This window comes from Xanthobacter sp. BG11Y11_SDJG, assembly GCF_057364445.1.
The window spans coordinates 1-11,169 of sequence record NZ_JBNFNU010000115.1; the positions used below are offsets into that span (position 1 = coordinate 1).

Here is an 11,169-nt window from a genome sequence, read left to right on the forward strand (position 1 = left end):
GATGGCATCAAGTCGCGCCGCGCCGTCTGGCGCGCGCAGCCGCGGCGTGGGCGCTGCCATGGCGTCGCCCGCCCGAGCGGATCGCGAGTGGCCGTGCCCAGAGCGCGAGCACGCCTCTAGTTCCATCGGGCGGGCGAACAGGAAACCCTGCGCGAACCGGATGCCACAGCGACGCACCCGGTCCAGCTGGCGTTCGGTCTCGATCCCTTCGGCAATGACCAGCACGCCGATATCCCTCAGGAGCGGCATCATGGCTTCCAGCATGTTCGGCTGGGTCCAGGCCTCTTCCTGAAGGAAGGACCGGTCGATCTTCACCTGGTCGGCGTCGATCATCCCCAGAACCGTCAGGTTCGAGAAACCGGAGCCGAAATCGTCGATGGCGATCTGCGCGCCGCGGCGCCGCAGCTCGCCGAGCACGTGGCGCAGCGCCGGCGCGCTGTGGTCCAGCATCTGCCGCTCGGTCATCTCGATGACGACCTGACACAGGGCCTGGGGCCTCGTGCCGAACGCCTCGTCGGCCAGCTCGATCAGCCGCGGGTCGGCGATCTGATGGGGCGGCACATTGACGGACACGGTGAAATCCGGAATGGAGCGCGACAGGTGGGGAAGATCGCGCGCCGCCCGGATCATGACCCAGCGTGTGGTGTCATGGATCAGCGGGCTTTCCTCGATCCAGGGAATGAAGGCGCTGGGCATCAGCACGCCGTGGTGGGCATGGCGCCAGCGCAGCAGCGCCTCCGCCCCCACCCATTTGCGCGACGCCAGTTCGACGGTGGGCAGGTAGACAAGGAAGAAATCGTTGCGCCGCAGCGCCCGCCGCACCTGGCCTTCCACGGACAGGTGACGGCGGACCAGCGACATGGGTCCGAACCACAAAGCGAGGCTCAGCCCACCGATCAGGCTGAGTTGCAGCGGCAGCTCCTTGATCCAGTGGTGGGCGATGGACGCGCCGCCGATGCCCACCTGGACCGTGACCGGCCACCGCGCGGAAGCGGCTTCCACTTCAAGCCGCCCGATCAGGCTGCGCCAAAGGTGGCTCCCATGCCCCACCGATTGTGGGGCCTCAGGCTTGGCCTCAGGCTTGGCCTCGGTCCGGGGCCGCATATGGCGGTGCACCGCGAAGGCCATGTCGGCCGGAGCGAGCGCGGAGAACGCGCAGGCGCCGCGCATATTCAGAACCGAGAGCCGACCCTCTCCGAGACTGATCGGCACCCGCACCGTGCCGGCATCGGCAGCACCGGCGCAGGCCGCCGGAGCGATCGGGGGGCGCCAGGAGCAGGCCGTGCCGCCTTCCGTCCGCAACTCCAGCGCGGTCAGCGGCACCAGCGTGCCGATCCCCTGGCGCAGGCTGGCCATGGCCTCGCTGGAGCACAGGTCGCCGGTGCCCTCGGCCGACTTGCGCAACTCCGTCGCGATATGGTCCAGGTTGGCCTCGGTCCAGCGCAGCAGGCCGGCGGCATGCGCTTCATAGCGGCTGCTCACCTCCAGGCGCGTGCGCTGGAAATCGAGCAGGAGGTAGAGCACCGAGACCAGCAGCACCGCGGCGACGAACACGAGCGGTACGAGCATCTCCAGCTGCCTGGGCCACAGCTGAAACAGCTGCAAACGGAGTTTGCTCATCCCGAGTGCGCCTCTCACTCATCGCAGCTTCAGATCCCGACGGTCCAGGGTGAACCGTCGGCCCTGTCAACCTGAGGCCGAATAGGTAACTCCTTACGCCATTTGTTTCCGGCCGGAAGGTCCGCCAGCTTCTTCAGGATCGCCAGCGTTCCCTTCACCCGCGCTTCGGGCTTCGGCCAGTCGCGCAGGAACACCACCTTGAAGTCAGGCCGGACCTTGGCCTGCGGCCCTTCCTGGCCGATCAGCTTCACCAGGCCGGAGGGATCGGCGAACTCGTTGTCGCGGAAGCCCAGCACCACGCCCTTCGGGCCGGCGTCCACCTTCTCCACATTGGCCTTGCGGGCCAGCGCCTTGATCTTGGCAAGCTGAACCAGGTGCCCCACCTCCTCCGGCGCTGCGCCGAAGCGGTCGGTCAGCTCGGCCGCGAAGCCGTCGATCTCCTGGTCCTCCTGCAGGTCGGCGAGGCGCCGGTACAAGGCGAGGCGGACATGCAGATCCGCCACATAGTCCTCGGGGATTAGCACCGGGGTCCCGATGGTGATGTTGGGCGACCACTTGTCGTCCACATAGTCGGTGATGCCGGCCTTGATGTGGGCGATCGCCTCCTGGAGCATCTCCTGGTAAAGTTCGTACCCCACCTCCTTGATGTGGCCGGACTGCTCGTCGCCCAAGAGGTTGCCGGCGCCGCGGATGTCGAGGTCGTGGCTCGCCAGCTGGAAGCCGGCGCCGAGCGTCTCCAGCGATTGCAGCACCTTGAGCCGCCGCTCCGCCTGCGCGGTGACGGGCTTCGCCGCCGGCACGGTGAAGATGGCATAGGCGCGCTGCTTGGCCCGGCCCACACGGCCCCGGAGCTGGTAGAGCTGGGCCAGGCCGAACATGTCGGCGCGGTGCACGATCAGCGTGTTGGCATTGGGCACGTCGAGCCCGGATTCCACGATGGTGGTGGAGAGCAGGACATCGTACTGGCCGTCATAGAAGGCGGTCATGATGTCTTCCAGCGCGCCGGCCGCCAGTTGGCCGTGCGCCACCGCCACCTTCACCTCGGGCACCGAGGCTTCCAGGAAGGCGCGCACCTCGGCGAGGTCCTCGATGCGCGGCACCACATAGAAGCTCTGTCCGCCCCGGTAGCGCTCGCGCAGCAGCGCCTCGCGCACGATCAGCGGGTCGAACGGCGTCACGAAGGTGCGCACCGCCAGGCGGTCCACCGGCGGGGTGGCGATGATGGAGAGTTCGCGCACCCCGGTCATGGCGAGCTGGAGCGTGCGCGGGATCGGCGTCGCCGTCAGCGTCAGCACGTGCACCTCGGCCCGCAGCTGCTTCAGGCGCTCCTTGTGGGCGACGCCGAAATGCTGCTCCTCGTCGACGATGACGAGGCCGAGATCCTTGAAGTGGATGGATTTGCCAAGCAGCGCATGGGTGCCGACGACGATGTCGACGGTGCCGTCCGAGATGCCCTTCTTGACCGCCGTCAGATCCTTGCCCGCCACCATGCGCGAGGCCTGGGCGATGTGCACCGGCAGGCCCTTGAAGCGCTCGGTGAAGGTTTTGAAGTGCTGGCGCGCGAGCAGCGTGGTCGGCACCACCACCGCCACCTGCTTGCCCGAGAGCGCCACGGCGAAGGCCGCACGGAGCGCCACTTCCGTCTTGCCGAAGCCCACGTCGCCGCAGATCAGGCGGTCCATGGGGCGTCCCGATCCGAGATCGTCCAGGACCGCGTCGATGGCGGCTTCCTGGTCGTCGGTCTCCTCATAGGGGAAGCGGGCGCGGAACTCGTCATACAGACCGGCCGCGGGCACCAGGCGCGGCGCCTCGCCGAGCTGGCGTTGGGCGGCGATCTTGATGAGCTCGGCCGCCATTTCGCGGATGCGCTTCTTCATGCGCGCCTTGCGCGCCTGCCATCCGCCGCCGCCCAATTTGTCGAGCTGGGCCTCGGTGTCTTCCGAGCCGTAGCGGCTCAGGAGTTCGAGATTCTCCACCGGCAGGAACAGCTTGTCGCCGCCGGCATAGTGGATTTCCAGGCAGTCGTGGGGCGCGCCCATGGCCTCGATGGCTTTCAGCCCGACGAAGCGGCCGATGCCATGGTCCACATGCACCACGAGGTCGCCGGCGGTGAGCGCGGTCAGCTCCGAGATCACGTCCTGCGGCCGGCGCGCCTTGCGCTTCGGGCGCACCAGGCGGTCGCCGAGGATGTCCTGCTCGCCGATCAGGGCGAAGTCCGGCGTCTCGAAGCCGGCCTCGACGCCATAGACCACGAGCGCCGCCTGGGTCCTCGGCAAGGCGGCGAGGCTGTCGAAGCGGGAGATAGCGGCGGTGCCGGTGAGGCCGTGGTCGGCCAGCACGGTGCCGAGGCGCTCGCGCGAGCCCTCGGACCAGCCGGCGAGGATCACCTTCTTCGACGCCTGCAGCTCGCGCACATAAGCGACGGCGGCGTCGAAGACATTGCCCTCCGGATCCGCCCGCTCGGCGGCGAAGGAGCGCCCCTGGGCGCCGCCGAGATCGATGACGTTCGCCCCTGCCCCCTCGGGCGCCGCGAACGGCGTCAGCCGGGCGATGCGGGCGTCAGAGATGCGCTTCGTCCATTCCGGCCCGGCGAGATAGAGCCGGTCGGGCGGCAGCGGATTGTAGACCGGCCCGCCGGCGGGATGGTCCAGCGCGTCCTTGCGGGCGGCATAATAGTCGGCGATCTGCGCGATGCGCTCGCCCGCCGCCTCGTCGGCGAGCGGATCGAGCACCAGAGGCGTCGCTTCCACATAGTCGAACAGCGTGTCCAAGCGCTCGTGGAACAGCGGCAGCCAGTGCTCCATGCCGGCATGGCGCCGGCCCTCGCTGACCGCCTCATAGAGCGTGTCGCCGCGCTGGGCGGCGCCGAAGGCGCTCACATAGGCCTGGCGGAAGCGGCGCATGGTGTCGGTGGTGAGCTGGAACTCGGCCATGGGCACGAGGTCGAGCGACTTCAGTTGCCCGGTGGTGCGCTGGGTCTCGGGGTCGAAGGCGCGGATGCTCTCCAGCGTGTCGCCGAAGAAATCGAGCCGGATCGGCTGGTCGAGGCCGGGCGGGAACAGGTCGATCAGGCCGCCGCGCACCGCATATTCGCCCGTGTCGCGCACGGTCGGGGTGCGCAGGAAGCCGTTCTGCTCGGCCCATTGCGTCACCCCGTCGAGGGCAATGGCGTTGCCCGGCGCGGCGGAGAGCGACTGCGCCGCGACCAGGCCCTTGGCCGGCACGCGCTGCACGGTGGCGTTGACGGTGGTGAGCACCACGCTCGCCGGCCCGCCCTTCACCCGCGCGAGGCGGGCGAGCGTCGCCATGCGGCGGGCGACGATGGCGCCGTTGGGCGAGGCGCGGTCATAGGGCAGGCAATCCCACGAGGGGAAGGCGAAGACCTGGAGCTCCGGCGCGAAGAAGGCGAGGCCCCGCTCCAGGGCCGCGAGTCGCTGGCCGTCGCGGCAGATCACCAGAAGGCTCGGCCAGGGCGCGTCCTTGCCCGCCGCCACCGACCGGGCGAGGTCGGCCACCGCCATGCCCTCCATGCCGTCGGCGACACGCGAGAGGATCAGCGGCCGGCCCTTCTGAAGGGCCTCGGCGACGAGGCGGGGACGCTTCACGATGAACTCCGGATCAGGAAATTGGGCGGCCTGTCAGCCGGCGCGCCGCCGGCCGGACAATGAAAGTCCCTCAGCCGGCGGAAGAAGGGGGTGTCGCGCTCGGCGGGCACGGCAAGGGTGCCGCAGATCCAGGAGAAGACCTCCTGGTCCTGGGCGTCGAGCAGGATCTCCAACTCGTCCAGCTCGCTCTCGGACAGGCGCTCCACCTCGGCATCGACGAAGCGGCCCATGATGAAGTCCATCTCCCGCATGCCGCGGTGACGGGCGCGGAACAGGATGCGCCGCCGGCGCGGGTCGAGGCCGCCGCTCGATCTCTCCAGGCCGCTCGTAGTGCCGGACATGGGCCACCTTTGCGCTGAAACACGGACATCGGCCGCGCTCCGGGAGCGCGTCCGACGCGGTGCTTATACGGGCAAGGAGATGGTTTTGGCCAGACCGGGGCCGGCACCGGACAGGCGCGAAAAGGAAAACGGCCGGGCGAGGCCCGGCCGTTCCGTGCAGTCCTGAAGCAAAAGAGGGGTCAGCCCTCGTCGTCGTCCGTGTGCTCGGGCGGCACGAGACCCTGGAGGCCGGCGAGCAGCTCCTGCTCGGTCATGCGGTCCATCTGCACGTCGTCGTCGCCGGCGCCCTCGCCGGAGGTGATCATGGGGACAGCCTCGGGCTCGGGCTCGTCCACTTCGGTGTACTTCTGCAGCGAGTGGATGAGGTCTTCCAGCAGATCCTCGGGGCTCACCGTCTCGTCGGCGATCTCGCGCAGCGCCACCACCGGATTCTTGTCGTTGTCGCGGTCGACCGTGATCGGCGCGCCGGACGAAACCATGCGTGCACGGTGGGCCGCGAGCAGGACCAGCTCGAAGCGGTTATCCACCTTGTCAATGCAATCTTCCACGGTGACACGGGCCATGGGCTCGTCACTCCTTCATGCGCCAGCGACCAGGGCCAACGCCGGATGGGCTCAGGGAAGAGGGTGCGATACAGCAATTCACCACTTCCGGCAAGAGCGCTCTTGATTTCGCTTGCGTTGCAACCGCCTTCGTCGGAGAAAGGCGGCGGACGGCCTATTTTATAGTCGCTCTATCGTTACGCCCCACCTCTTCAAGCGGCGGATATTTGTATGCAGGGCACTGAGAAGATCGCTCTCCTCATCGACGGCGCAAATCTATACTCGGCTACCAAGGCGCTCGGTTTCGACATCGACTACAAGCGCCTTCTCAAGGAATTCCAGAGCCGCGGCTATCTTTTGCGCGCGTTCTACTACACGACCCTGATCGAGGACCAGGAATACTCCTCCATCCGCCCGCTGCTCGACTGGCTCGACTATAACGGCTACGCGGTGGTGACCAAGCTCGCCCGCGAGTTCACCGATGCCCAGGGCCGCCGCCGGGTGCGCGGCAACATGGACATCGAGATCGCCGTCGACGCCATGGAGCTGGCCGAGCACGTGGACCATATCGTGCTCTTCTCCGGCGACGGCGACTTCCGTTCGCTGGTGGAGGCGCTCCAGCGCAAGGGCGTCCGCGTCTCGGTGGTGTCCACCATCTCCACCCAGCCGCCGCTGATCGCCGACGACCTGCGCCGCCAGGCGGACGTGTTCATCGACCTCGTGGAACTGCAGCCCAAGATCGGCCGCGATCCCGGCGAGCGCGCCGGCCGCATGCAGGAAACCCCGCGCTTCCTGGAGCGCCGCGGCTCGCCCGCCGCCGACCCCGGCGACCTGTGATGGCCGCTTCGGCGGCCCCCTCCCCTTCCCCCACCCGCGAACCGGGCCAGAGTGAACCGGGCCGCGACTGCCCCCTGTGCCCGCGTCTGGCTGCCTTCCGGCAGGAATGGCGGGCGCTGGAGCCCGAATGGCACAACGCGCCCGTGCCGGGATTCGGCCCGCTCTCGGCGCGGCTGCTGATCGTCGGCCTCGCGCCCGGCCTGCGCGGCGCCAACCGCACCGGGCGGCCCTTCACCGGCGATTTCGCCGGCGACCTGCTCTATTCCACGCTCATCGCGTTCGGCTTCGCCGCCGGGCGCTACGGCGCCGCGCCCGACGACGGCCTGACCCTGCGCGATGCCCGCATCGTCAATGCGGTGCGCTGCGTGCCGCCGCAGAACAAGCCGACGCCCGAGGAAATCCGCACCTGCCGGCCCTTTCTCGGCGCCGCGATCGCCGAGATGCCCCGCCTCGAAGTGATCGTGACGCTGGGCAAGATCGCCCACGATTCCACCGTCCAGGCGCTCGGCGGGCGCGCCGCGCATCTCAGGTTCGGCCACGGGTCCGAAGGCGCGGTGGGCGGACGGCGGGTGATCGCGAGCTACCATTGCTCGCGCTACAACACCAATACCGGCGTGCTGACCCCAGCCATGTTCCACGCCGTCTTCGCGACCGCCCGCGCCTATCTCGACGCCGCGCTCTGAAGGTGGGCGAGCACGTCCGCCGCGCTCTTGTCCGGCGGGAAGACCGGATAGAAGACGTGGGAGATCGCCCCCTCATTGATGATGAGCGTGATGCGCTTCAGGAGCCGCATCCCCTCCACCTCGAACATGGGCAGGCGGATGGCATGGGCCAGTTCGTGCCGGGAGTCCGACAGCAGCGGGAACGGCAGGTGCAGGCGCTCCGCCACCTCCCTCTGCACCGGCGTCTCCTGCACCGAGAGGCCGAACACGTGATCGGCTCCGGCCTCACGCAGCAGCGCGAAATGGTCGCGGAAGGAACAGGCCTGGGGCGTGCAGCCGCGCGCGCCGGGAATCTCGTCCCAGCCCGTGGGCAGCGGCTCGCCGGGCACGCCGGTGCGCGGATAGACATAGACCACCGCGAGGCCTGACAGGCCGGAGAGGTCGACCACCCGCCCGTCGGTCGCGGGCAGGCGGATGATGGGCAGTTCGAGGCCCGGCAGATGGGTTGCGGCGCCGTCGTCCTCGGGGGCCGGCAGGCCATCGGGAAGGGATTGGAACTCGGTCATGATGGGCTCCCGTAGGAGATGAATTCGAGCAGCGACCCGTCCGGATCGCGGAAATAGACGCTGGTGCCCGTGCCGCCGGCGCCGAACCGTTCCACCGGCCCGAGCTCCGGCACGATGCCGTGGCGCGCGAGGTGCGCGACCGCATCGGCGATCGGGCCATCCCAGCAAAAGCACAAATCGCTGTTGCCGGGCTGGACCGGCAGCCGCGCCACCGGCGTCGCGTCCACGCCCGGCCCGTGCAAGTTGAGCTGGCGCGCGCCGAAGCGATAGGCGACGCCGCCGGCGGGCGTCGTCACCACCTCGGCGCCGAGCACGTCGCGGTAGAACGGGGTCGAGACCGCAAAGTCGCTCACATGGACCACGCAATGGTCGAACGACACCGGCAGCGCCATTTCCCCTTCCCTCCCAACTCAATGATAGAGAACGCGTTATCTGATCAGCTTGCGTTGCAAGCTGATAGCGCGTGCTCTAGCCGCGGTCGCGCATCAGGCGCGCCTTGTCGCGCTCCCAGGATTTCTCCTTCAGCGCCTCGCGCTTGTCATGGCTCTTGCGGCCGCGGGCGATGGCGATCTCCACCTTGGCGCGTCCGCGGTCGTTGAAATAGATCTTCAGCGGCACCACCGTCATGCCCTCGCGCTCCACCGCATGGCCGAGCTTGCTGATCTGCCGCTTGTGCAGCAGCAGCTTGCGGGGCCGGCGGGTCTCGTGGTTGAAGCGGTTCGCCTCCAGATATTCCGGGATATAGGCATTGTAGAGCCACATCTCGCCGGACTTCTGGGCGGCATAGCTCTCGCCGATGGTGGCCTTGCCGGTGCGCAGGCTCTTCACCTCGGTGCCGGTCAAGGCGATGCCGGCCTCGAACACCTCGCCGATCTCATAGTCGAACCGCGCCCGCCGGTTGTCGGCGGCGATCTTGCGCGGCGCTTCCGTCTTCTTGCTGCTCATGGTGGGGAATGTGGTCGCACGGCCGCGGCGAAGCAAGCGGCAAGGGAGGAGGGATCAGGGGCGGCGGCGGGCGGTGTGGTAGACGGCGAGTACAGTCATCAGGCTACCTTCGTCTTCAATGCGATAGACGATGATGTAAGGGCGCCGTGTCATCACCCACTCGCGCGTCCGAGGCACCACGCCAGGACGTCCGGACGTGGGCACCGTCCTTAAGTGGGACAGAGCTTGAGCGATGTCGTCGCTGACCCGTTCGGCCGCGCAGGGATTTTGCTTGGCAAGGTAAGTGAGGATATCGGCCACATGGCGGCGGGCTGCTCTTGAGAACCGAACCCTCATGTCCTGAAGCGCGCCAAGATCGCGTCCATCTCCTCCTCGGTGACGAAGGTGGCCGTTCCCTCATCAATCTCGCGGACTATGCGCTCGACTTCGGCCACCTGCGCAGGCGTCAATTCATATCCTGGCGCAGTGTTCTGCGCGAAGCCGAGCAAGACCTCGGCCGCGCGGTCCTGCTCCGCGTCGGGCAGCTTGCGGATTTCGGCGATGGCTTCGTCGAGCAGCTTGGTCATGCCACCCTTATACCAGACGCTGCCTCAATTGATGAGGCCGGCATGCACCATGGCGCTGCGCACCACCGCCTGCGTGCTCTCGGACACCGGCACCATCGGCAGGCGCACCTCGTCGCTCATCTTGCCGAGCAGCGACAGCGCGTACTTGGTGGGCGCAGGATTGGTCTCCACGAACAGCGCCGTATGGAGCGGCATCAACTGGTCCTGGATCGCGAGCGCGGCCTTGAAGTCGCCGCCGAGGCACGCGGTCTGGAACGCAGCGCACAGACGCGGGGCGACGTTGGAGGTCACCGAGATGCAGCCGACCCCGCCATGGGCCATGAAGCCGAGCGCGGTCGCATCCTCGCCGGAAAGCTGGATGAAGCCCTCCCCCAGCACCTGCCGCTGCATCGACACCCGCGCCATGTTGGCGGTGGCGTCCTTCACCCCGACGATGTTCGGGATCTCGTAGAGCCGCGCCATGGTCTCCACCGACATGTCGATCACCGAGCGGCCGGGAATGTTGTAGATGAAGATCGGCAGGTCCACCGCGTCGGCGATGGCCTTGAAATGGCGGAAGAGCCCTTCCTGGCCGGGCTTGTTGTAGTAGGGCGTCACCACCAGCAGCGCGCTCGCGCCCACCTTCTGGGCGTGCACGGCGAGCGCGATCGCCTCGGCGGTGTTGTTGGAGCCGGCGCCGGCGATCACCGGCACCCGGCCGGCCGCCTGCTCGACGGTCCACTCCACCACCAGGTTGTGCTCGGCGTGGGAGACGGTCGGGCTTTCGCCGGTGGTGCCCACCGGCACCAAACCGTGCGTGCCCTCGGCGATCTGCCAGTCCACGAGGCCGCGGAACGCCTTCTCGTCGAGGGCGCCGTCGCGGAACGGGGTGACGAGGGCGGTGAAGGACCCGCGGAAGGGCGACGGCGACGGCAAGGGCGACATGGGGGCGCCTCGTTTCCTGGCGTAGAGTTGATCTGCCCGCTCGGCGCCCCGAGGGAGGCCGCGGCTGCGCCGGCGGTCGAGCGCACGGCGATCCGAACCCTTAGCCTGTCCCGGCGCGGCGGAAGGGCATCGGGCCGAGGTTGTGGCAGCCCCGCTTTCGCCCTCATCGTTTGCTCTGATGTGGTTAGGGTTTCGTCAATTCGCGTGGCGGAACATGCGGCGCTCATCGGATATCCGGGCCGCGAGGGTTTGCTCATGTCGCCAGTTTCGACCCTGATCCGCGCCAGCGCCGTGGCGATCGCCGTCGCCACGCTCGGCGCGATGGCAGCGTCCCAAGCGGCGCCCCTTCCCCCGACGCCGCCCGATTCGAAGACATCCGCCAGCTCCAAGAAGGCCGACTCCAAGAAGGATACGAGCAAGAAGGACACGGCGAAAAAGGATACCGGCAAGACGTCGGCGAGCGCCTCGGCGCCGATGCCGCCGTCCAAGCCCGGCGCGTCCGCCGCCAAGTCGTCCTCCGGCAGCCCAGTCCAAGGCCGCAGCCCCCGGCCCGCGTGGTGC

At 68.4% G+C, this 11,169-nt stretch carries 12 protein-coding genes and 1 pseudogene; 3 read left to right on the forward strand and 10 right to left on the reverse strand.

Translation table 11 applies throughout. From position 1 onward, the window contains the following. From AC2W7M_RS11650 to rpoZ, 4 genes are all read right to left on the reverse strand, one after another. The coding region (locus AC2W7M_RS11650; protein WP_486132506.1) for an EAL domain-containing protein at window positions 1-1,638 on the reverse strand (1,638 nt) is incomplete at its 3' end. 11 nt (window positions 1,639-1,649) lie between these two features. Beyond that, window positions 1,650-5,225, reverse strand: coding sequence for a transcription-repair coupling factor (gene mfd / locus AC2W7M_RS11655; protein WP_486132507.1), 3,576 nt, complete (start codon window positions 5,223-5,225; stop codon window positions 1,650-1,652). Further along, entirely contained in the window at window positions 5,222-5,566 is a 345-nt protein-coding gene (locus tag AC2W7M_RS11660) for an FAD assembly factor SdhE (protein WP_486132508.1), read from the reverse strand. The genes mfd and AC2W7M_RS11660 overlap by 4 nt, the downstream gene beginning before the upstream one ends. Before the next feature lie 179 nt (window positions 5,567-5,745). Then, complete coding sequence (gene rpoZ / locus AC2W7M_RS11665) at window positions 5,746-6,129, reverse strand: DNA-directed RNA polymerase subunit omega (RefSeq protein ID WP_486132509.1); 384 nt, start codon at window positions 6,127-6,129, stop codon at window positions 5,746-5,748. Between the two features lie 210 nt (window positions 6,130-6,339). Here rpoZ and AC2W7M_RS11670 point away from each other — a divergent pair, with 210 nt between their 5' ends. Beyond that, on the forward strand, window positions 6,340-6,945 hold the full coding sequence (locus AC2W7M_RS11670; RefSeq protein ID WP_486132510.1) for a LabA-like NYN domain-containing protein: 606 nt from the start codon (window positions 6,340-6,342) through the stop codon (window positions 6,943-6,945). Then, window positions 6,945-7,628, forward strand: a complete 684-nt coding sequence (locus AC2W7M_RS11675; RefSeq protein WP_486132511.1) for a uracil-DNA glycosylase — start codon at window positions 6,945-6,947, stop codon at window positions 7,626-7,628. The genes AC2W7M_RS11670 and AC2W7M_RS11675 overlap by 1 nt, the downstream gene beginning before the upstream one ends. Here the strand turns inward: AC2W7M_RS11675 and AC2W7M_RS11680 are convergent. The 6 genes from AC2W7M_RS11680 to dapA form a co-directional block, all read right to left on the reverse strand. Next, entirely contained in the window at window positions 7,607-8,173 is a 567-nt protein-coding gene (locus AC2W7M_RS11680; RefSeq protein ID WP_486132512.1) for a peroxiredoxin, read from the reverse strand. The genes AC2W7M_RS11675 and AC2W7M_RS11680 overlap by 22 nt on opposite strands. Then, a complete protein-coding gene (locus AC2W7M_RS11685) occupies window positions 8,170-8,565 on the reverse strand; it encodes a VOC family protein (protein WP_486132513.1) in 396 nt (131 codons plus the stop codon). The genes AC2W7M_RS11680 and AC2W7M_RS11685 overlap by 4 nt, the downstream gene beginning before the upstream one ends. 76 nt (window positions 8,566-8,641) lie before the next feature. Next, window positions 8,642-9,118: an SsrA-binding protein SmpB gene (gene smpB, locus AC2W7M_RS11690; RefSeq protein ID WP_394017152.1), complete on the reverse strand. Its 477-nt coding sequence runs from the start codon at window positions 9,116-9,118 to the stop codon at window positions 8,642-8,644. A gap of 54 nt (window positions 9,119-9,172) precedes the next feature. Further along, on the reverse strand, window positions 9,173-9,454 hold the full coding sequence (locus AC2W7M_RS11695; RefSeq protein ID WP_486132514.1) for a type II toxin-antitoxin system RelE/ParE family toxin: 282 nt from the start codon (window positions 9,452-9,454) through the stop codon (window positions 9,173-9,175). Further along, a complete protein-coding gene (locus AC2W7M_RS11700) occupies window positions 9,451-9,684 on the reverse strand; it encodes a hypothetical protein (RefSeq protein WP_486132515.1) in 234 nt (77 codons plus the stop codon). The genes AC2W7M_RS11695 and AC2W7M_RS11700 overlap by 4 nt, the downstream gene beginning before the upstream one ends. A gap of 24 nt (window positions 9,685-9,708) precedes the next feature. After that, a complete protein-coding gene (dapA, locus tag AC2W7M_RS11705; protein WP_486132516.1) occupies window positions 9,709-10,608 on the reverse strand; it encodes a 4-hydroxy-tetrahydrodipicolinate synthase in 900 nt (299 codons plus the stop codon). A 204-nt stretch (window positions 10,609-10,812) separates the two neighbouring features. Between dapA and AC2W7M_RS11710 the strand changes: the two are divergent. Beyond that, window positions 10,813-11,169 (forward strand): annotated as a pseudogene (locus AC2W7M_RS11710) (hypothetical protein); the annotation flags it as partial.

Bases quoted from the DNA above. Each gene is read 5' to 3' on its own strand.
- AC2W7M_RS11685 (WP_486132513.1), bottom strand. From the start codon at position 8,565: ATGGCGCTGCCGGTGTCGTTCGACCATTGCGTGGTCCATGTGAGCGAC.
- AC2W7M_RS11660 (WP_486132508.1), bottom strand. From the start codon at position 5,566: ATGTCCGGCACTACGAGCGGCCTGGAGAGATCGAGCGGCGGCCTCGAC.
- AC2W7M_RS11680 (WP_486132512.1), bottom strand. From the start codon at position 8,173: ATGACCGAGTTCCAATCCCTTCCCGATGGCCTGCCGGCCCCCGAGGAC.
- AC2W7M_RS11695 (WP_486132514.1), bottom strand. From the start codon at position 9,454: ATGAGGGTTCGGTTCTCAAGAGCAGCCCGCCGCCATGTGGCCGATATC.
- AC2W7M_RS11675 (WP_486132511.1), top strand. From the start codon at position 6,945: ATGGCCGCTTCGGCGGCCCCCTCCCCTTCCCCCACCCGCGAACCGGGC.
- dapA (WP_486132516.1), bottom strand. From the start codon at position 10,608: ATGTCGCCCTTGCCGTCGCCGTCGCCCTTCCGCGGGTCCTTCACCGCC.
- AC2W7M_RS11700 (WP_486132515.1), bottom strand. From the start codon at position 9,684: ATGACCAAGCTGCTCGACGAAGCCATCGCCGAAATCCGCAAGCTGCCC.
- AC2W7M_RS11670 (WP_486132510.1), top strand. From the start codon at position 6,340: ATGCAGGGCACTGAGAAGATCGCTCTCCTCATCGACGGCGCAAATCTA.
- rpoZ (WP_486132509.1), bottom strand. From the start codon at position 6,129: ATGGCCCGTGTCACCGTGGAAGATTGCATTGACAAGGTGGATAACCGC.
- smpB (WP_394017152.1), bottom strand. From the start codon at position 9,118: ATGAGCAGCAAGAAGACGGAAGCGCCGCGCAAGATCGCCGCCGACAAC.